Origin of the sequence: Actinomyces oris (genome assembly GCF_006546825.1) — a bacterium.
Lineage (GTDB): Bacteria > Actinomycetota > Actinomycetes > Actinomycetales > Actinomycetaceae > Actinomyces > Actinomyces oris.
In genome coordinates this window covers 764640-785228 of sequence record NZ_VICC01000006.1, presented here as the reverse complement: position 1 = coordinate 785228, position 20589 = coordinate 764640, and the positions used below count along the sequence as shown (strand labels likewise).

The window sequence follows — 20589 nt, the reverse complement described above, 5'->3', positions numbered from 1 at the left end:
GGGCGACGAGGGTGCGGACGGCCTCTCGGACGGAGGAGCGGGATACTCCTAGGTCGGTGCACAGCTGGGACTCCGTGGGCAACGCGTCACCCATCTGCAGACCGGAGCGCAGGATGTAGTTCTTGATCTCCGCCATCGTGGCTTCCGCCTGGGTAGTGGGCGACGCCATCAGCGTGGAGTAGGGGCCATGAGGGATGATCGGCTCATCGACTGTGGGCGTGAGGTTCATCTCTTTTCCTGCAGTGGTGGGTGCTTGCGGTGCGGAGGCTCTGTTCATGATGCTGCTCTTCTTGGTGTCGGCCACGGTTCTTGCCCTGTCAATCATTGTTGGTCACTACGATGTGATTCCGCTCGTCGAACGACTCGCCCCAGCGGTGGGGCGGCAGTCCGCGAACGCCTTGTCTGCGAGGTCGTGAGTGGTCTGGACGCCCTGACCTCTGCTACAGTCATCCTACCAACGTCAGACATAAGACGTCAGACATCAGGAGAGAATCAATGGCGATCACGACTCCGGCCGGCTCCAGCCGCCGGGACTTCATCAGGCTGACCGGCACCCTCGGAATGGCTGCTGGTCTGGCTGCCAGCCTTGCGGCCTGCGGCGGTAAGGGCAAGACCGCAGGTGGCGCAAAGGCCAGTGGTATGGCTACCGATCAGGAAGTCACTCACAAGGACGGTGTCATCACCGCAGGTATTTCCTACGAGCTGGGCACCAACGGCTACGACCCGATGACGACGTCGTCGGCTCTGACGGTCGCTGCCAACTGGCACACCCTGGAGGGGCTCACCGAGCTTCACCCGGCCACCCGCGAGGTGTACGCGGCTCTGGCGGCGGAGATGCCCAAGAAGGTGGACGACACCACCTATGAGGTCGCGCTGCGTAAGGACGCGAAGTTCTCCGACGGCTCGGCCGTGACTGCCGACGACGTCGTCTTCTCCTTCACGCGCGTCCTCGACCCGGCCAACAAGTCGCTGTACTCGCAGTTCCTTCCCTTCATCGACAAGGTGGAGGCCAAGGACGCAGGCACGGTGACCATCAAGCTCAAGTACGCCTTCTCCCTGGTGGCCGAGCGTCTGAGCGTCGTCAAGATCGTCCCCAAGGCGGTTGTCGAGGCGGACGCCAAGAAGTTCGACATGAACCCCGTCGGAAGCGGTCCGTACAAGATGACCGACAACGGTGCCGCCAGCCAGAAGCTCGTCTTCGAACGCAACGACAAGTACAACGGTCCTCGCCCGGCGCTGGCCAAGTCCATGACCTGGCAGGTCCTGCCTGACGACACCACTCGCACCAACGCGATGACCTCTGGCTCCGTGCAGGCCATCGACGCCGTCCCGGCGGCCAACCTCAAGACGCTCAAGGACCCGGTCAAGGTGGCGGCGCAGCAGGGCTTCGGACTGCTCTTCGCCATGTTCAACAACACCACCTTCTCCAATGTCAAGGCGCGCCAGGCGGTGCTCTACGCGCTGGACTACGCCAAGATCTGCGACACCGGCATGGCCGGTCTGGCGACGCCGGCTACCTGCTTCGTTCAGGACGGGCACCCCGCGTACAAGAAGGCCAAAACGGTCTACTCCAAGGACGCGGCCAAGGCCAAGTCGCTCCTGTCGGAGGCCGGCATCACGACCATCAACCTGCTGTGCACGGACCACGGCTGGTTCTCCGCCGTCAGGCCCATCATCCGTGAGAACCTCGAGGCCCTGGGCGTGACGGTCAAGTACGACGAGAAGAAGTCTGCGGACACCTACTCCTTCATCGACTCCGGGCAGGGGGCGTGGGACGTGCTCATCGCTCCTGGGGACCCCTCGGTCTTCGGCAATGACGCGGACCTGCTCATGCGCTGGTGGTACAGCGGTGACGTGTGGACCGAGAGTCGGATGCACTGGAAGGGCTCGGAGAGCCAGGTCGCGGTCCAGAAGCTGCTCGATGAGGCGGTCAAGCTGGAGGGTGACAAGCAGGTCTCCAAGTGGCAGGAGATCTTCGACAAGCTCTCTGAGGACGTTCCGCTCTACCCGATCTTCCACCGCAAGGCTCCGACGGCCTACGACTCGACGACGTTGGAGAACTTCAAGCCGATCGCGCTGACCGGCCTGTCCTTCGTGGGGACGGGTTCGACCAAGTCCTGAGACTCGCGTGCGGGCGGTGTGGCAGTCGCTGGAGGTTGCTGCACCGCCCGTGTCGTGCTCGGGGTGTCAGTGTGTCCGAGGCGAAAGCAACGGACTTGCAATCTGACGTCAGACGTCAGACAATCGGAATGGCGGCTGGCTCTGCGGCTGCCACGTGACCCAGCCGCCCTCCAAAGGCGGCAGGACGCTAACGCAAAGGAGCATTTCAGTGTCCAACCTCATCCGCCTGATCGGACGGCGCTTGGTCGCGCTGCCGGTCATGGTGCTGGGCGTGACGCTGCTCGTCTTCATCGTCATGTCGTTCTCCTCGGCAGACCCGGCGCGTCTTGCGCTGGGTGAGTCGGCCACGCCAGACGCCCTCGAGCAGTACCGAGCCGCCCATCATCTCAACGACCCTCTTCTCAAGCGGTTCTGGGAGTACCTCCTGGGCCTCATCCATGGTGATCTCGGCACCTCCTTCACTGGAGCCAAGATCTCCGACATGGTGGCCGCGGCCTTCCCGATCACGCTCCAGCTGACCTTCATTGGAATCTTCGTGGCCGTCATCCTGGCTACGATCCTGGGAATCATCGCAGCCCTCTACCGCGACAAGTGGCAGGACCAGGTCATCCGCGTCATCTCCATCGCGTGCCTGGCCACCCCGTCCTTCTGGCTCGCCCTGCTGCTCATCCAGTGGTTCTCCGACATTCCGGGCGGAACGGGGGCCTTCCCCGCGCTGGTATCCGAGTGGGTTCCCTTCAGCGAGGATCCCGGAACGTACCTCAACCAGATCTTCCTGCCGGCACTGGCCATCGCGGTTCCCAACACCGGTTCGCTCACCCGCGTGGTGCGTACTGCCATGGTTGAGGAGCTCGACCGCGACTACGTGCGCACCGCTATCGGCGGCGGTGTTCCCAAGAACGTCGTCGTGGCCCGCAACGTGCTGCGCAACGCGCTCATCACGCCGCTGACTGTGCTGGGCCTGCGCATCGGCTACGCCATGGGAGGCGCCGTCGTCATCGAGATGATCTTCAACATCAAGGGGATGGGACAGCTCATCTTCCAGGGCATCACCCGTAACGACGTGAACATCGTCCAGGGCGTCTCCATCACGGTGGCACTGGCCTTCATCATCATCAACATCGTCGTTGACATGCTCTACGTCCTCGTCAACCCACGAATTAGGAGCATCTGATGCTGCACCGCTCCACACTGGATAAGGCCTCGCGGCCCGGGCTGCGCTTCCAGGGCTGGAAGGCGCTGCCTGTCGGCTCCAAGATCGCCATCATCGTGCTGGGCCTCATCGCCCTGATCGCCATCCTGGCTCCCGTCATCGCCCCCTACTCTCCCGGTGCTACCGGGCTGGCGGAGACCAAGACGACCTCCTACATCGAGGGCGTCGGTGAGGTGACCTCCTCCGATCCGGTCGTCGCCCCCTCCGCGTCCCACCTGTTCGGGACGGACGGCACCGGTCGTGACATCTTCTCCCGCGCCGTCTACGGCGCCAGGGTCTCGCTGGTCGTGGGCCTGACGGCCACGGGCCTGGCCCTGGTGGTAGCCTCGGTCCTCGGGGCCGTCGCCGCCACGTCGCGCAAGTGGATCGCTGAGACCCTCATGCGCGTGCTCGACGTCGTCATGTCCTTCCCCGGCATCGCTCTGGCGGCCGTCCTCGTCTCGGCGATGTCGACCCGCCTGCCGATGCTGCCGGTCATCATCGTCTCCATCGGCATCCTCTACATCCCCCAGCTCACCCGCGTGGTGCGTGCCAACATCATCTCCCAGTTCGGGGAGGACTATGTGGCCGCCTCCAAGGTGATGGGGGCGCCGGTGCCGTGGATCCTGCTCAAGCACGTGGCCCGCAACTGCATCGCCCCGATCATGGTCTTCGCAACCGTCCTGGTGGCCGACGCGATCGTCTTCGAGGCCTCGCTGTCCTTCATCGGTGCGGGCATCAAGTCCGTCAACACCCCGACCTGGGGCAACATGCTCTCCGAGGGCAAGGAGCTGCTCCTGTCGGGCCACTGGTGGCCGACCTTCTTCCCCGGCCTGCTCATCCTCATCACCACCCTGTGCCTCAACGTCCTGTCCGAGGGACTGACCGATGCGATGGCCTCGCCGCGCATCAAGGCCAAGCCCGATGTTCAGGCCGATGAGGAGGCCATGGAGGCTCAGGAGACCCTGAACGCCTGGGACGACGCCGCTGAGGCGGTGGTCGCCAACGCCTCCGTCGCCGACGGGGACGACGCCACGAATGGGTTCAGCTCACTGACCGGCGTCGCCGCCCCGGCAACCGAGGATGTTCCTCTGTCTGAGCGGCTCAGCTCCCTGCGGGTGGCCGAGCTCGCCCGGCGAGACCGCCTGGTTTACGAGGACACCGGCGAGGACCCGGTTCTGGAGGTCAAGAACCTCACGATCGCCTTCCCCGAGCAGCATGGTGAGGTCAACATCGTCGATGGCGTCTCCTTCTCCGTGCGTCCGGGCGAGACCATGGGCCTGGTGGGGGAGTCCGGCTGCGGTAAGTCCATCAGCTCGATGGCCGTCATGGGGCTGCTGCCTCCCTCGGCCCGTATCTCCGGTGAGATCCTCTTCAAGGGACGCAACATCCTTGAGATGACGCCGGCCGAGCACAACGCGCTGCGTGGTCACGAGATGAGCATGGTCTACCAGGATGCTCTGTCCTCACTGAACCCCTCCATGCTCATCCGCACCCAGATGGCCCAGCTCAGTGCGCGCGGAGGCACTCGCAGTGCCGAGGAGCTGCTCGAGCTGGTGGGACTCGACCCCAAGCGCACGCTGCGCAGCTACCCGCACGAGCTCTCCGGCGGCCAGCGTCAGCGCGTCCTCATCGCCATGGCGCTGACCCGAGACCCCTCCCTGGTCCTGGCCGACGAGCCGACGACCGCGCTGGACGTGACCGTTCAGAAGCAGGTCATCGACCTGCTCAACGAGCTGCGTGAGAAGCTCGGCTTCGCGATGGTCTTCGTCTCGCACGACCTGGCCCTCGTGGCCAAGCTGGCACACCGGATCACCGTGATGTACGCGGGCCAGGTGGTTGAGCAGGCGCCCACCAGCGAGCTGCTGGCCAACCCGGTTCACGAGTACACCCGGGGCCTCCTCGGCGCGGTGCTCTCCATCGAGTCCGGCTCCAAGCGACTCCACCAGGTGCGAGGGGTCGTCCCCTCACCCAGCGAGTTCGTCAAGGGCGACCGGTTCGCTCCGCGATCGTCCCACCCGACGGTTGGACTTGAGACCCGTCCGGTGCTCAAGCCCGTGCCGGGCACGACGGAGCACAGCTACGCCATCACCCCCGAGCTCGAGGCTCTGCTCGCGAAGGAGAAGCACTGATGTCCCCCAACACGTCTGCATCGTCCTCATGGAGCAAGGACCAGCCGGTCGTCGAGCTCAGGAATGTCAATGTCATCCACAAGTCCCGCACCGGTGGCCTGTTCCACCCGGACACGGTTCACGCGGTCAACGACGTCTCGCTGAGCGTCAAGCGCGGAGAGACGCTGGGACTCGTGGGGGAGTCGGGTTGCGGCAAGTCCACCACGGCCCGAGTCATGGTGGGTCTGCAGCCGGTCACCTCCGGTGAGGTCATCTTCAAGGGGCGTCCCTTGGGGCGCTCGGCCTCGGACCGTCGCGATCTGGGACGCAGCATCTCGGTGGTCTTCCAGGACCCGGCCACGGCCCTCAACCCGCGCATGATCGTGCACGACGCGCTCATCGACCCGCTCAACGTCCACGGAATCGGGTCGCCCAAGGAGCGTGAGGCCAAGGTGCGCGACCTGCTCCACCTGGTCGGGCTGCCCCCCAGCGCACTCAACGTGCTGCCTCGGCAGATCTCCGGTGGTCAGCGCCAGCGCGTCGCCATCGCCCGAGCGCTCGCCCTGGACCCCGACATCATCGTGGCCGACGAGCCCACCTCCGCCCTGGACGTCTCGGTGCGCGCCCAGGTGCTCAACCTCCTCCAGGACCTCAAGGCATCCTTGGGACTGGGGCTGGTGTTCATCAGTCACGACATCAACACGGTGCGCTACGTCTCGGACCGGATCGCCGTCATGTACTTCGGCAAGATCCTCGAGCTCAACACCACTGAGGAGATCTTCAACAATCCTCAGGAGGAGTACACGCGCACTCTGCTGTCGGCAGTGCCCTCGCTGCTCGATGTCTGAGTAGCCGGCTCCGGCCGCTGCCGGCGCCAGCACCTCCAGGTGAGGGGCGGACCCACTCGGGTCCGCCCCTCACCGGTACATACGGTCGCTAGGAGACCCGGGCACCGGGGTGGCGTCAACCGGGAGCATCTGCAACAATACCTCGTGACGTCAGATGTCAGACGTCCGATAACCTTTCAATGAAGAGAGTCACCACAATGGACAACCGTTTCACCGGCGTCATCCCGCCGGTCGTCACCCCTTTCACCGCCGCGGGCGAGGTTGACTTCGACAGCCTGGACAAGGTCGTCGAGCACCTCATCGCCGGTGGTGTCAACGGCCTGTTCGCCCTGGGATCATCCGGAGAGGTCGCCTACCTCACCGACGCCCAGCGCGACGCCGTCATCGAGCGAGTCGTCAAGACCGCGGCAGGACGCGTCCCGGTGCTTGCCGGTGCCATCGACACCACCGCCCACCGGGTCATCGACCAGGCTCGTCGGGCGGCCGCCCTCGGTGCCGAGGCGATCGTGGCCACCTGCCCGTTCTACGCGCTCAACGACGCCGAGGAGATCAAGGCTCACTTCCGCGCCATCGCCGCGGCCATTGACGTGCCCGTCTTCGCCTACGACGTCCCTGTGCGCCTCGGTGGCGCCAAGCTCGGTTGCGAGCTGCTCGTCGAGCTGGGCAAGGAGGGCGTCCTGGCCGGTGTCAAGGACTCCTCCGGCAACGACGTCGCCTTCCGCAGGCTGGTGGCCGCCAACGAGGCCGCGGGCCACCCCCTGGCCCTTCTGACCGGCCACGAGTGCGTCGTCGACGGCATGCTGCTGCTGGGCGCCGACGGCCTCGTCCCCGGATACGGCAACGTGGACCCGGTCCGTTACGCCGAGATGTGGAAGGCCTCCCGCGAGGGGTCGTGGGACGAGGTGCGCCGCCTTCAGGACGAGGTCTGCGCCGGCTTCGAGATCGTCTTCGTGCCCCAGGGGCGCTCGGCTGACGCGACCGGCATCGGCGCCTTCAAGACCGCCATGGAGGCGATCGGGATCATCGCCACCAACGAGATGGCCTTCCCTGTCAAGGCTCTCGAGGGGGAGACCAAGGAGCGGGTCCTGGAGATCGTCAAGGCTCAGGGCCTCATCTGACGTCCCGGCGGCTGCATGCCCGGTGCTCGAGTCATCGAACGGTCCGGGCATGCAGCCACCATGGCAGGGGCGAGGCGCTGAGACTCGCTCCAGGCGGCCTCCTGCGGCTGCCCCCTCATTCATTCTTCACCCCGGTGCGCCAGCGCCCAGCATCCCGTCGGAGAGCCTCATGAGTCAGGATGTCCTCCCATCCACCCCCCTTGCCCCATCATCATCGTCGTCCGGTCAGGCCCCGCTCGTCGTCGGACTCGACCTGGGGGGCACCAAGATGGCTGCCGCGCTGGTCGACTCCGGCGGAACCCTGCAAGGACCGGTGAGCTCCTGCCCGACCCCGGCTCACGAGGGGCCTGCCGCCATGCTCGATGCCATCAGCGGCCTGATCTCGACGGTCGTCGAGACCGGAACGCACCAGGAGCCCGGCAAAGCCGCGGCGATCACGGCGGTCGGGATCGGCACGGCCGGCGTCGTCGACGTCGAGCGAGGGACCATCCTGTCAGCCACTGACGCCATCACCGGATGGGCCGGCACGCAGGTCGCCGCTGGCGTTCGCGAGCGGCTCGCCGCCCAGGGGCTGGGTGAGCTGCCGATCCACGTCGAGAACGACGTCGACGCCTATGCCGCCGGAGAGGCCTGGCTCGGTGCCGGCACCGGGGCCGAGGTCGTCCTCATGGTGGCGGTGGGCACCGGGGTCGGCGGAGCCCTCGTCCTCGATGGGCGAACCCGCAGAGGCGCCCACCACGTGGCCGGCGAGATCGGCCACGTCCCCGTCCCCGGGGCCCAGGGCGAGCTCTGCACCTGCGGCAGGACGGGGCACCTGGAGGGCATCACCGCCGGACCCCAGATCCACCGCCGCTACCTGGCCAAGGGGGGAGACCCCGACGTCCCCGACGCCCGCGGGGTCGAGGAGCGCGCCGCTGCCGGGGATGACATTGCCGCGGAGGTCTACCGCGACTCGGCCACCTGCTTGGGCAGGGCACTGGCAGGACTGGTCACCGTGATCGACCCCGACGTCGTCGTCGTCTCCGGCGGCCTGGCCCGCGCCGGTGACCTGTGGTGGGAGCCCCTGCGGCAGACCTTCGCCGCAGAGATCATCGACCCCCTGGCCCCCATCAAGATTCTTCCCGCCACCCTGGGGACCACCGCGCCGATCGTCGGTGCGGCACGCGGCGCCCTCGCCCTGGCCGCCAGCAACGACAACCACCGCCCCTAGCCTCACGCCTCGGGCTCCATCAGACAGGACACACCTATGACCGAGCAGTCACCCTCACAGCCGTCAACGCAGACGCAGGCCGCCTCCGCGGGGATGCACCCCGTTCTGGAACGCCTCAAGGGAGGACTCATCGCCTCCGCCCAGGCCTACCCGGGAGAGCCCATGCGCGACCCCCGCACCATGGACCAGGTGGCCCAGGCCTGCGTCGCCGGCGGCGCCGTCGGCATCCGCGCACAGGGGCTGGCGGACCTGGCCCTCATCTGCCAGCACGTCGACGTCCCCGTCATTGGCCTGTGGAAGGACGGCCACGACGGCGTCTTCATCACCCCGACCCTCACCCACGCCATCGCCGTGGCCGCCACCGGAAGCCAGATCGTGGCACTGGACGGCACCCGGCGCCCCCGCCCCGACGGGCTGAGCCTGGCCCAGACCGTCGAGGGGCTGCGAGCGGCCCGCCCCGAGGTCCTCATCATGGCCGACTGCGGCTCCCTGGATGACGCCAAGGCCGCACAGGACGCGGGGGTGGACATCCTGGGGACCACCCTGGCCGGCTACACCGGGGAGCGTCCCAAGACCGACGGGCCCGACCTCGAGCTCGTCGACCAGGTCGCCGGCATCGCGGAGGTCCCGCTGGTGGTGGAGGGCAGGGTCCACACGCCCGCGCAGGCGGCCGCCGCCATGGAGCACGGCGCCTTCGCCGTCGTCGTCGGAACCGCCATCACCCACCCGACGACCATCACCTCGTGGTTCGCCAGCGCGCTGCCCGGTGCCCTGTGGAAGGAATGAGCGGAAGGGCGCAAGGAAACGGCGTCGTTCCGCGACTCGCTCCGTGTGTGACGGATGTGACTGTTGTGGTGCAAATGTGCGAATTGTTACTCGCTACCCAGCGCGACACTCCGGTCCGACCTGACAAACCCAAGGTTTTATGCGTAGCGTTGCCAGAAGTGGCACCACACAAGGGTGTCCGTCCACGATCGAGAGGGAAGACATGTCCGTCAACCGCACCGAGCTCATCGCCGCCATCGCCGAGAAGGCCGGCCTGACCAAGACCGACGCCGACGCCTTCCTGGGAGCCTTCCAGGATGTCCTCGTTGAGAACGTCGCCAAGGGTGAGGCCGTGAAGATCACCGGCCTCATGGGTATCGAGCGCGTCGAGCGTGCCGCACGCACTGGCCGCAACCCCCGCACCGGTGAGGAGATTCAGATCCCCGCCGGCTACGGTGTCAAGGTCACCGTCGGCTCCTCGCTGAAGAAGGCTGTCGCCGAGTGATACGTGGGGCCGCGCCCCTAATGTCCTGATTCCGGCCCGTTGCCGCCCGGTCGAGGCGTGGCAACGGGCCGAATCGTGTTCTCTTGCGGTTCCCTCCTCATCGGGCTGATGAAGTTCAGGGCGGTTCTCCGGGAGGATGTCGGGATCAGTGATCTCCTCCCTGCGGCGGAGGGCTGAATAGGATAAGGCTTTTACAGTGGAAACATGTCTGCTTCCACATTCGCGGTGAGCTCGCCCGACGGCACAGACGCGGTTGGCGCACTGGCCGGGGCCTCGCCCGCTCCTGCCTCCGTTCCGGCACTTCAGATGAGGGGGCTGGTCAAGGCCTTCGATCGCAAAGTCGCGGTGGATCGGTTGAGCCTCGACATTCCCGTGTCCAGCTTCTACGGCATCGTCGGCCCCAATGGAGCGGGCAAGACGACCAGCCTGTCGATGGCCACCGGCCTGCTGCGACCCGACGCCGGTCAGGTACTCGTTCATGGCGTCGACGTGTGGACGCAGCCTCAGCGGGCCAAGACCCTTCTGGGGGTCCTGCCCGACGGGCTGCGCACCTTCGACCGTCTCAACGGTCTTGAGCTCGTCACCTACTCCGGACTCCTGCGTGGGCTCGAGCGCGACGTCGTCGTGCCCCGGGCGACCGAGCTGGTCAAGGTACTGGGGCTGTGGGATGCCGGAACCACCCTGGTCGCCGACTACTCGGCGGGTATGCGCAAGAAGATCCACCTGGCCTGCGCCATGGTGCACTCGCCCTCCATCCTGGTCCTGGACGAGCCCTTCGAGGCCGTCGACCCGATCTCCGCCCAGACGATCCAGGCGATCCTGCGGGACTACGCCGCCGCCGGCGGCACGGTGGTCATCTCCAGCCACGTCATGGCCACGGTGCAGCGCCTGTGCGACCACGTGGCCATCATCAATGCCGGCAGGGTCGTCGCCGCAGGCACGACGGAGCAGGTCGCCGCCGGCGCGGACCTTGAGCAGCGCTTCACCGAGCTGGTGGGGGGCCACGTGCGAACGGAGGGGCTGTCATGGTTGCGACCCTCGTCAAGCTGAAGTGGCGTCTGACCCTCAACGCGCTGACCAAGAACATCTGGGCCATCATCGGGACCGTGTTCGGGGCCCTCTACGGTATCGGGGCGCTCGTCATGGTGCTGGTAGGCGCCGTCGGGCTGGGGCTCAAGGCCGCCCCTGACGTCATCGGGCTGGTTCTCGGGGCTCTCGGGGCGCTGCTGGTGGCCGGTTGGGCCGTGGTGCCACTGCTCGTCACCGGGGTCGACTCCACCCTGGACCCCCGCGCCATGGCGGCTTGGGCCGCTCCGTCCAGAGGGCTGGCGCTCGGCCTGGTGGCCGCCGGCGCCCTGGGGATCCCCGGTTGCATCACGGCTGCCGTCTGCCTCATCCCGGTTCTCACCTGGCTGCTGGCGGGCCAGCTCGCGGCGGCGCTCCTGGCGCTGCTGTGCGCTCCGGCCGCCCTGGCCGCCTGCGTCCTGCTGTCCCGGATCATCGTGACGGCCGCAGGCATCTCCTCCTCGCGCCGTGGGCGTGAGACGACGGCGATCATCGCCTTTGTCGCCTTCTTGGTGGTGACGCAGGCACCGAATCTCATCCCCCGGATCCTCGGGGACGATCCCACCGGCTTTCTTCAACAGCTCCGGACCCTGGCCAAGGTCATGGGCCTGAGCCCCTTCGGGTGGGCCTTCGCCGCCCCGGGACTCATGGCCACCGGTTCCGTGCTGCCGGCACTGGCGCTGGCGGTCGGAGCATGGATGCTCCCCGTGGTCCTGCTGCCCCTGTGGCAGCGTGTGGTGGGCAAGGTGATGACCTCTCCGGGAACGTCGCACACCCGGACGCGGGCCTACGCAGCCGGTAGTGCGGACTCCGAGGCGCGGAATCAGGGCCTGCCCGACGTGCTGCCATGGGCCCGCAGGCTCGGCGCCGCCCTGCCCGCGCCCGCCGCCGCCGTGGCGGCCCGCAGCCTGCGCTACTGGCGCACCGATCCCAGGTACCTGGTTCAGTTCCTGTCCGCCCTGCTCCTTCCCGTTGTGATCGTTCTGGGGCCTGCTCTCAACTCCAGTCGGTTCTCCGGCAGCGTCAACGGCCAGCCGGTCGACATCAGCTTCGCCCTCGGGCATGCACCGGCCCCGCTGCTGTTCATGGCTCCCGCCCTGGCCGTCTTCATGGGATGGGCGATCCACGATGACCTCGGCCTGGACTCCACCGCCCTGTGGAGTCATATCAGCGCCGGGATCCGTGGGGCCCACGACCGTCTGGGGCGGGTGGTCGGGGCGGCCGTGTGGCAGGTTCCCGCGCTGGTCGTCATCGACCTGCTCATGGTCGCGTGGACAGGGCGATGGGAGGCGCTGCCCGCCGTCACCGGCGCCTGCCTGGCGCTCTACGGCTGTGCGCTGGCCTGGTCCTGCCTCGCCAGCGTCCTGCTGCCCTACGAGACGCTCGCCCCCGGGGACAGCCCCATGCGTTCACGGACCTCGGGGACGGCCTTCCTGGCCGCGCTCATTCAGATGGCGGCGATCCTGCTTCTGCTGGCCGTGTGCTCCCCGGTCCTGGGTGTGGCGGTCTACGGCGTCGTCCAGGGGGCGCCGGTGTGGGGCTGGGCGGCGCTCGTCGCGGGGGTCGTGTGGTGCGGTCTGCTGCTGTGGGGCGGAGTCGTCTTCGGCGGGCGGGTGCTGGATCGGCGAGGACCTCAGGTTCTTGCGACGATCCGCACCTGGCCGGGACACTCCCAGCCGGTGTGATCGCCCTGGTCACACCACAACGGGATGATTGATTCTGATGATTCGGGGTAGGATTGCTTTAAAGTCGCTCACTCAGTGAGCGGCTCTCAGAGATCTGTGAACCCCATACCACCAGTTTTTGTGTCAGAGAGGACATCACCGTGCAGCTTGTCATTCTGGATTCCGCGCAGGCGATCGCGCAGCGGGCGGCCGACGAGATCGAGGCGCTGCTCAAGGACAAACCAGCAGCCGTGCTGGGAACTGCGACGGGCTCCTCGCCTCTGCCCCTGTACGACGAGCTCACTGCTCGCTGCGCCGCCGGCCGCCTCAGCTTCGCCGAGGTCACCGGATTCATGCTCGACGAGTACGTCGGCCTGCCCGCAGGCCACCCGGAGCGCTACGCCACCTTCATGGAGACCAACCTGCGCTCCCGCGTCGACATGCGCCCCGGCGCCCTCCACGGCCCGGACGCGCTGAGCGAGGACCTCGAGGCCGCCTGCCGGGACTACGAGGCGCAGATGGCTGCGGCCGGATACTGCGACCTGCAGATCCTCGGCATCGGCTCCGACGGGCACATCGGGTTCAACGAGCCCGGCGGCGCCCTCGACTCGCGCACGCACCTGGGCGAGCTCCACGAGCAGACCCGCCGGGACAACGCCCGCTTCTTCGGCGGCGACGTCGAGGCCGTGCCCACCCAGTGCATCACCCAGGGGCTGGCCACCATCATGGAGGCCCGCAAACTGGTCCTCATCGCCACCGGCGAGGGCAAGGCCGAGGCCATCGCCCAGCTCGTCGAGGGAGAGGTCAGCGCCCAGTGGCCGGCGACCGTCATGCAGCGTCACGACGACGCCCTCGTGCTGGTCGATCCCGCCGCCGCCAGCCGGCTCACCTCGACGCACTGACGACGGCGCAGGCTCTCCTCAAGGGAGAGCCTGCCCACAGGGGTGGGGCGGGCGACTGCCGGTGCGCGCTGTCCGACCTACACTGGGCGGCATGACAGACGTCCTCGCCAGTGCCGATCCCGGATCGTCCGGAGCCCCGACAGACCCGGCCGCCGAGCCCACCCAGGGCGTCGGTACGGCTGTCCTGGAGCGCGAGGAGCTCCAGTCGACCGATGACGGCGACGCCGACCGCTTCGCCCACTACGTCCGCAAGGACAAGATCGCCGCGGCCGCTGTCACCGGGCGTCCCGTCGTCGCCCTGTGCGGCAAGGTGTGGACGCCCGGGCGCGACCCGTCGAAGTACCCGGTGTGCCCCACTTGCAAGTCCATCTACGAGGAGATGCGCAACGGGGAGGGCTCCGGCGACGGCAAGGGGCCTCGCTTCCCCCGCTTCCCGTTCGGGCGAGGCGGTCGGTGAACGCCGCCCGCGGCGGCCAGGCGACCCATCCCACCCCGACGCGAGCCTCGACGTCGGCGGCCCAGAACCTCTCCCCGGCCTACCCGCGCCGCGCCGCCTGGGGAACAGCAGGTTCACTGCGCGCCTGGCAGGCCGCTGCGCTCGGGCAGTACCTGGAGACGATGCCCCAGGACTTCCTGGCGGTGGCCACCCCTGGGGCCGGCAAGACGACCTTCGCGCTGCGGGTGGCCACCGAGCTGCTCAGCTCCGGAGACGTCCACAAAGTGACGATCGTCTGCCCCACTGAGCACCTCAAGTACCAGTGGGCCGAGGCCGCCGCCCGCGTCGGCATCCATATCGACCCCTCCTACTCCAACTCCCAAGGGGCACTCGGCTCGCGCTTCGACGGCGTCGCCCTGACCTACGCCCAGGTGGCAGCCAACGCCAACCTGCACCGCGCCCGCACCGACCAGGCCCGCACCCTGGTCATCCTCGACGAGATCCACCACGGGGGAGACGCCCTGAGCTGGGGAGACGCGATCCGGGAGGCCTTCACTCCGGCACGGAGGCGACTGGCCCTGACTGGAACGCCCTTCCGCTCCGACACCTCCCCGATCCCCTTCGTGCGGTACAAGGAGGACGCCTCCGGGGCGAAACGCTCCCAGGCGGACTACTCCTACGGCTACTCCGACGCCCTGCGCGACGGAGTCGTGCGCCCGGTGATGTTCATGTCCTACTCGGGGCAGATGCGGTGGCGCACCAAGGCCGGCGACGAGGTCGCGGCGCGCCTGGGCGAGCCCCTCACCAAGGACCTGGAGTCCCAGGCCTGGCGCACCGCGCTCGACCCGGCGGGGGAGTGGATCCCCGCGGTCCTGGCCGCCGCCGACCAGCGCCTGACCGAGGTGCGCCGCCAGGTCCCCGACGCCGGAGCCCTCGTCATCGCCTCCGACCAGGCCAAGGCCCGCGCCTACGCCAAGCAGCTGCGCGCCATCACCGGCGAGGCCCCCACCGTGGTCCTCTCCGACGACAACGGCGCCTCCAGCCGCATCGAGGCCTTCTCCGCCTCCACCGACCGCTGGCTGGTGGCCGTGCGCATGGTCTCCGAGGGAGTGGACGTGCCCCGCCTGGCCGTGGGCGTCTACGCCACCTCCACCTCCACCCCGCTGTTCTTCGCCCAGGCCGTGGGGCGCTTCGTGCGCTCGCGGGCGAGGGGGGAGACCGCCTCGGTGTTCCTTCCCTCGGTCACGCCGCTGCTGGCCCTGGCCGGGGAGATGGAGGTCGCCCGCGACCACGTCCTGAGCCGCCCCGACTCTGCGGCGCAGGAGGACGCCCTGTTCAGCCCCGAGGACCGGCTCCTCGCCGAGGCCAACAAGACTGAGAACGCCTCGGCCGAGCTGCTGCCGGGCTTCGAGGCCATGGATAGCCAGGCCGAGTTCGACCGCGTGCTGTTCGACGGCGGCGAGTTCGGCACCGGTGCCATGGTGGGCAGTATCGAGGAGCAGGAGTACCTGGGGCTGCCCGGTCTGCTGGAGCCCGAGCAGGTGACCGCCCTGCTGCGCCAGCGCCAGGACAAGCAGATCGCCTCCCAGAAGAAGCAGGCCGCCGCTGAGGCGCAGAGGCGGAAGAACTCAGGCGTCGACGACGCCCGGCGGCGGGCAGCGGCCCGTAAGGAGCTCTCCCAGCTGGTGGCCGCCTGGGCCCGCCGCTCGAGCCAGCCCCACGGCGTCGTCCACAACGAGCTCAGGCGCGTGTGCGGGGGACCGGAGGTCGCGGCGGCCTCCACCGAGGAGATCGAGAAGCGCATCCAGACCCTGCGGCGCTGGTTCGTCGGCAAGCGCTGACAACGCTGATAAGGCTGAGGACACAACGCCGACAACGCTGATAACGCCGATAACTCTGACAACGCTGACAAGGAGCGCCGGCCAGGGGCGGGATGCGCCCCTGGCCGCCGGTCAGCGTCGGGTGGCGCCTCGCCCGTCGAGGTCGACGTGACGGGTCGGCAGCGCCGACTCGCCGTCGCTCAGACGCCAGGCGTCGTAGGGGAGCTCGGCGCGCGACGCCCGGTGCCGCTCCGCCGCGGCGCTCAAGGCCTCCTTGCCGCGGTGCTCCTCGATGATCCGGCCCTCATCGACCAGGAGCACCTGAAGCGGCCGGGCACCGGCCTGGCTCAACGCCGACATCCCCTCGTCCTGCGAGCTGGAGGCGACCACCAGCTCCTCGGCGGCCGTGCCCTCGGGACTGAGGATGCGGCCGGCCCACTTGCGGCCGCCCACGGTGGACTTGCCGCCCGAGGAGAACTTGGCGACCTCCTCCATGGTGCCGTCGGCGCCCTCGCGCTCCACCAGCTTGTAGACGAGCGCCGCGGTCGGGCGCCCCGAGCCCGTGACGAGCTTGGTGCCTACACCGTAGGAGTCCACGGGGGCTGCCCCCAGTGCCGCGATGGCGTGCTCATCGAGGTCGTTGGTGACGGTGATTCTCGTCGAGGTCGCCCCCAGGGCGTCGAGCTGGGCGCGCACCTTGAAGGCCTCGGCCACCAGGTCACCGGAGTCCAGGCGTACCGCCCCGAGCTCACCGCCCGCGGCGCGGGCCGCCTTGACCGCCCGCTCCACGCCGGTGGCGATGTCGTAGGTGTCCACCAGGATCGTGGTGCTCGGTCCGAGGCTGGCCACCTGCGCCGCGAAGGCCTCCTCCTCGGTGTCGTGCAGGAGGGTGAAGGAGTGGGCCGAGGTCCCCACGGTGGGAATGCCGTAGAGGAGCCCCGCCTCCAGGTTGCTCGTCCCCACGAAACCGCCGATGACGGAGGCCCTGGCGGCGGCGACGGCTGCCTGCTCGTGGGCTCGGCGTGCCCCGAAGTCCACGCAGGGGCGCCCGTGGGCGGCGATGGTCATGCGGGAGGCGGCTGCGGCGACGGCGCAGTCGTAGTTGTAGATCGACAGGGCCAGGGTCTCCAGGATGCAGGCCTCGGCGAAGGTGCCCTCCACGGTCAGCAGCGGGGAGCCGGCGAAGTAGCACTCGCCCTCGGCGTAGCCGCGGATCGTCCCGGTGAAGCGGTAGTCGCGCAGGAAGTCCAGGGTCTCGTCGTTGACGACCCCGGTGCGGTGCAGGAAGTCGATCTGGGCGGGGGTGAACGTGAAGGCCTCGATGGCGTCCAGCAGCCGGCCGGTGCCCGCCACGACGCCGAAGCGGCGTGACCCGGGGAGCCTGCGGCCGAAGAGCTCGAAGACGCTGCGCCGTGAGGCGGCCCCCGATGCCAGTGCTCCCTGCAGCATCGTGAGCTCGTACATGTCGGTCAGCAGGGAGGTTGAGGCCGTGGACACGTCCATGTGGGCGGCGGTGGAATCGGCAGAGGGCACGTAGCTGTTCACGGGAACAGCCTATCGCGGCTCACCGCTACCCTGGTGGTATGAGCACCTCGTTGCCCGTTGCGGAACCGGAGATCCTGGAGGAGTCGCGCGTCCGTGCCCAGCGCCTGTGGTGCACCGTGGTCCACGACGACCCGGTCAACACGATGAGCTATGTGACCTGGGTGTTCCACTCCTACTTCGGTTTCTCGCTGCCTGTGGCCGAGGCGCGGATGATGCAGGTGCACACCACCGGCCGCGCCGTGGTCTCCCAGGGAGCCCGCGAGCGCATGGAGGTCGATGTCACGGCGATGCACGGATACGGCCTGCGCGCCACCATCGAGCCCATGGGCGACGACGCCGACGCCGGGGCTGACGACTCTTCAGGAGGGCGCTGATGCGAGCCTTCCGCCGAGTCCCCGAGGGGCTGGTCTGCGGTCTTGACGACTGGGAGCGCGAGCTCCTGGCCAGGCTGGCCCTGGAGGTGAGGGCCCTTCTCCAAGCGGATGCTCCCCCCACTCCGGGGCCCGGCCAGTCCGAGACCTCCTCTTCGTCGCGCCCCGACCCGGTGCGCCCGGGGGAGAGCGAGCGGGACCGCGAGGTCCTGGAGGCCCTGGACTTCGACCTCGATCCGCCGACCAACCGCGTTCACTCCGGCCGCCCGAACACGGACCCCGTTATCGCCGTCCTGCTCCCGCAGGCCTCGGAGGATCCCATCACCGCGATGGAGGTCAGCAGCCTGACTCGTGCGCGCCTGCGGGGTGACAAGGTCGACCGCCTGGCGAGCCTGGCCGCCGAGCTGCGGGCGCCGTCGGGCCCTGAGGGGACGGTGCTCGTGGCCCCGGGCCAGGAGTCCGACTGGCTGGGGGCGAGCAATGACATCCGGCTCGTGCTGGCCCAGCGTCTGGGCATCGAGTCGGCTCAGGACGCCGAGCACGTCCACGCAACCGCCTTCCAGGAGGCCCCCGAGGAGGAGACCTCTCGCGAGCAGTGGTACCGGGGGACGGCGCTCGTCTACGACATGGTCACCTGGTGGCAGGAATCACTGGTATCCGCGCTGTTCGGGGGCACAGGGCCCGCATAGTCTCGCGGTGTGAATGATGCTCCGATCGGGATGTTCGACTCTGGGGTCGGTGGCCTCACCGTCGCCCGTTCTGTCCTCGACCAGCTGCCCCATGAGCAGGTGCTCTACATCGGGGACACCGCCAACAGTCCCTACGGTCCCAGGGACATCGCCGAGGTCCGGTCGCTGGCTCTGGGCATCATGGACGAGCTCGTGGACCGAGGGGTCAAGCTGCTCGTCATCGCCTGCAACACCGCCTCGGCGGCCGTCCTGCACGATGCGCGGGAGCGCTACACCCTGGGGCGGGGCGTCCCGGTCATCGAGGTCATCCACCCGGCGGCACGTACCGCGGCCCGAGTGACCCGCAACGGCAAGGTGGGGCTGATCGCCACCCGTGGGACGGTCGACTCGCGCGCCTATGACGATGCCCTCCAGGCCGTTCCCGGCGTCGAGCTCGTCTCACAGGCCTGCCCGCGCTTCGTCGAGCTGGCCGAGCGGGGGGTGACCACCGGCCCCGAGGTGCTCGACGTCGCCGAGGAGTACCTGGCCCCCATCAAGGCCGCCGGTGTGGACACCCTCATCCTCGGCTGCACCCACTACCCGCTGCTGGTGGGGCCGATCTCCTATGTCATGGGGCGAGACGTGACCCTGGTGACCTCTTCGGACGAGACCGCCAAGGACGTCTACCGGGCACTGGCCGGCAAGAACCTTCTGCGCGGGCCGGAGGCCCCCGAACCGCGCCATGACTTCGCCTCCACCGGCGACCCGGAGGCCTTCTCCGTCCTGGCCCGGCGCTTCCTGGGCCCCGAGGTCACCGCCGTTGAGCATGTCGCCTTCGCCCCTGGGGCAGCCGGCGCCCCTGCCGGGCTGCCCCACCCTCCCTCACCTCCCACCTCCCACCAAGGATCTGCATGAGACTCACGATTATCGGCTGCTCCGGCTCCATGTCGGGCCCCCAGTCCTCGGCCTCCTCCTACCTGGTGCAGGCCGAAGGAGTCGACGCCGACGGCGCGGTGCGCACCTACTCGATCGTGCTGGACCTCGGGCCCGGGTCGATGGGGCAGCTGCTGCGCCACCTCGATCCCGCCGAGCTCGACGCCATTGCGATCTCCCACTGCCACGCCGACCACATGGTGGACCTGGTGGGCATGCACGTCTACCGGCGCTGGCTGCCCACCGGGGCTCTCGGGCCGGTGGCCTGCCTGGGGCCCTCGGAGCTGCTGGAGCGTCTCCAGGGGGTCGACGGCGTCCCGCCCAGTGAGCGCTACGCCACGGAGTTCGGCTTCGTCACCGCCGTGCCCGGCAGGTCCTACAGCGTGGGCCCCCTGGTGATCTCCCCCTTCGAGGCGCTCCACCCCGTGGAGGCCTACGGCTACCGGATCGAGGGCCCCAGCGAGGAGGACCCCTCCCGTCGGGTCAGCCTGGCCTTCACCGGGGACACGGACATCTGCCAGACGATGAGCGACATGGCTCAGGGAGTGGACCTCCTCCTGGCCGAGGCGGCCTTCGTCGAGGGCCGCGACACCGTGGGCGGCATGCACATGACGGGGCGTCGCGCCGGCGAGCTTGCCGCCCAGGCCGGTGCGGGGCACCTGGTCCTCACCCACATCCAGCCCTGGACGGATCCGGCTGTGCCCCTCAAGGAGGCCGCAGCCGTCTACTCCGGCCCGTTGGAGGCGGCGACGGCGGATGCCGTCTGGGAGCTGTGAGCGCTGACGGGCACGATCGCCCCGCCCCGCGCAGAACGGTCTCCTTCACTCCGGCTCTTCCCGACGGGGTGGACTGCCCCTGGACCCGGGGGAGACGGACTCGCTGGTGGCTGGTGGTTCCCGCCGACCTGGTGGCGGCGGCCCTCGTGGCCCTGTTCGGTGCCGCCTCCACCCGCAGCCTGGGGGAGGTTCCCGCCTCCCTGTGGCAGGCGGGCGTGGCCCTCCTCGTCGCTTGGGGCGTGACCTGGCTCGTGCAACGCTCCCGCCCCGATCACCTGGAGATGGCGCTGCCCGAGGGGCTCATCGTCGTGGGGATCAGCTGGGTGGTCTGGACCGCGTTGCGCCAGGCGGCATCCGCATTCGACAACGTGTCCGCCATGGCCTCCTGGGCGGTGATGACCGGGGCCTTCCTCCTGGTGTTCCTGGGCGGATGGAGATGGCTCTACGGCTACGTGCGGGCCCACGACTCCCTGACCCCCAAGCCCGTGGCGCGGCGCCTCGCCGAGCAGGAGAGGGAGGGCACCTAGCCCCGCGGTGGT

At 68.7% G+C, this 20589-nt stretch carries 20 protein-coding genes; 18 read left to right on the top strand and 2 right to left on the bottom strand.

The features are described from left to right. A partial coding sequence (locus FK267_RS10815; RefSeq protein WP_141407167.1) for a FadR/GntR family transcriptional regulator occupies positions 1–325 on the bottom strand: 325 nt, incomplete at its 3' end. A 170-nt stretch (positions 326–495) separates the two neighbouring features. On the opposite strand from FK267_RS10815, the gene FK267_RS10810 reads away from it, so the two are divergent. The 13 genes from FK267_RS10810 (at position 496) to FK267_RS10750 (ending at position 15778) form a co-directional block, all read left to right on the top strand. Further along, complete coding sequence (locus FK267_RS10810) at positions 496–2121, top strand: ABC transporter substrate-binding protein (protein ID WP_141407166.1); 1626 nt, start codon at positions 496–498, stop codon at positions 2119–2121. A gap of 208 nt (positions 2122–2329) precedes the next feature. Then, on the top strand, positions 2330–3295 hold the full coding sequence (locus tag FK267_RS10805) for an ABC transporter permease (RefSeq protein WP_004565289.1): 966 nt from the start codon (positions 2330–2332) through the stop codon (positions 3293–3295). After that, positions 3295–5445, top strand: coding sequence for a dipeptide/oligopeptide/nickel ABC transporter permease/ATP-binding protein (locus FK267_RS10800; protein ID WP_141407165.1), 2151 nt, complete (start codon positions 3295–3297; stop codon positions 5443–5445). Before FK267_RS10805 ends, FK267_RS10800 begins: the two co-directional genes overlap by 1 nt. Next, complete coding sequence (locus tag FK267_RS10795; protein WP_075379571.1) at positions 5445–6272, top strand: ATP-binding cassette domain-containing protein; 828 nt, start codon at positions 5445–5447, stop codon at positions 6270–6272. The genes FK267_RS10800 and FK267_RS10795 overlap by 1 nt, the downstream gene beginning before the upstream one ends. A gap of 197 nt (positions 6273–6469) precedes the next feature. Further along, on the top strand, positions 6470–7390 hold the full coding sequence (locus tag FK267_RS10790; RefSeq protein WP_141407164.1) for a dihydrodipicolinate synthase family protein: 921 nt from the start codon (positions 6470–6472) through the stop codon (positions 7388–7390). A 169-nt stretch (positions 7391–7559) separates the two neighbouring features. After that, on the top strand, positions 7560–8600 hold the full coding sequence (locus tag FK267_RS10785; RefSeq protein ID WP_141407163.1) for an ROK family protein: 1041 nt from the start codon (positions 7560–7562) through the stop codon (positions 8598–8600). Between the two features lie 36 nt (positions 8601–8636). Beyond that, the gene (locus FK267_RS10780) at positions 8637–9386 is read left to right on the top strand and encodes an N-acetylmannosamine-6-phosphate 2-epimerase (protein WP_198498091.1); all 750 of its coding nucleotides are present in this window, start codon (positions 8637–8639) and stop codon (positions 9384–9386) included. A gap of 202 nt (positions 9387–9588) precedes the next feature. Continuing rightward, on the top strand, positions 9589–9870 hold the full coding sequence (locus FK267_RS10775; RefSeq protein WP_003783064.1) for an HU family DNA-binding protein: 282 nt from the start codon (positions 9589–9591) through the stop codon (positions 9868–9870). 204 nt (positions 9871–10074) lie between these two features. Further along, positions 10075–10920 carry an ABC transporter ATP-binding protein gene (locus FK267_RS10770; RefSeq protein WP_029316630.1) on the top strand — a complete coding sequence of 282 codons (846 nt, stop codon included), beginning with the start codon at positions 10075–10077 and terminating at the stop codon, positions 10918–10920. After that, on the top strand, positions 10896–12620 hold the full coding sequence (locus FK267_RS10765) for a transporter (protein ID WP_075379568.1): 1725 nt from the start codon (positions 10896–10898) through the stop codon (positions 12618–12620). Before FK267_RS10770 ends, FK267_RS10765 begins: the two co-directional genes overlap by 25 nt. A 140-nt stretch (positions 12621–12760) precedes the next feature. Further along, a complete protein-coding gene (nagB, locus tag FK267_RS10760; RefSeq protein WP_065361579.1) occupies positions 12761–13501 on the top strand; it encodes a glucosamine-6-phosphate deaminase in 741 nt (246 codons plus the stop codon). Between the two features lie 91 nt (positions 13502–13592). Next, the gene (locus FK267_RS10755; protein WP_075379567.1) at positions 13593–13958 is read left to right on the top strand and encodes a DUF3039 domain-containing protein; all 366 of its coding nucleotides are present in this window, start codon (positions 13593–13595) and stop codon (positions 13956–13958) included. Beyond that, positions 13955–15778, top strand: coding sequence for a DEAD/DEAH box helicase (locus tag FK267_RS10750; protein ID WP_075379566.1), 1824 nt, complete (start codon positions 13955–13957; stop codon positions 15776–15778). Before FK267_RS10755 ends, FK267_RS10750 begins: the two co-directional genes overlap by 4 nt. A gap of 111 nt (positions 15779–15889) precedes the next feature. On the opposite strand, the gene FK267_RS10745 is transcribed toward FK267_RS10750, so the two are convergent. Continuing rightward, a complete protein-coding gene (locus tag FK267_RS10745; protein ID WP_141407206.1) occupies positions 15890–17260 on the bottom strand; it encodes a nicotinate phosphoribosyltransferase in 1371 nt (456 codons plus the stop codon). An 80-nt stretch (positions 17261–17340) separates the two neighbouring features. Here FK267_RS10745 and clpS point away from each other — a divergent pair, with 80 nt between their 5' ends. The 5 genes from clpS to FK267_RS10720 are packed head-to-tail and all read left to right on the top strand — an operon-like array spanning position 17341 to position 20577. Next, positions 17341–17676: an ATP-dependent Clp protease adapter ClpS gene (gene clpS, locus FK267_RS10740; protein ID WP_075379565.1), complete on the top strand. Its 336-nt coding sequence runs from the start codon at positions 17341–17343 to the stop codon at positions 17674–17676. Continuing rightward, complete coding sequence (locus FK267_RS10735; RefSeq protein WP_141407162.1) at positions 17676–18362, top strand: DUF2017 family protein; 687 nt, start codon at positions 17676–17678, stop codon at positions 18360–18362. Before clpS ends, FK267_RS10735 begins: the two co-directional genes overlap by 1 nt. A 30-nt stretch (positions 18363–18392) precedes the next feature. Continuing rightward, positions 18393–19256 carry a glutamate racemase gene (gene murI / locus FK267_RS10730; protein ID WP_020991609.1) on the top strand — a complete coding sequence of 288 codons (864 nt, stop codon included), beginning with the start codon at positions 18393–18395 and terminating at the stop codon, positions 19254–19256. Next, positions 19253–20050: an MBL fold metallo-hydrolase gene (locus tag FK267_RS10725; RefSeq protein ID WP_004565270.1), complete on the top strand. Its 798-nt coding sequence runs from the start codon at positions 19253–19255 to the stop codon at positions 20048–20050. Before murI ends, FK267_RS10725 begins: the two co-directional genes overlap by 4 nt. Beyond that, complete coding sequence (locus FK267_RS10720) at positions 20047–20577, top strand: DUF3054 domain-containing protein (protein WP_232622400.1); 531 nt, start codon at positions 20047–20049, stop codon at positions 20575–20577. Before FK267_RS10725 ends, FK267_RS10720 begins: the two co-directional genes overlap by 4 nt. The last annotated feature ends 12 nt before the right edge of the window (positions 20578–20589 follow it).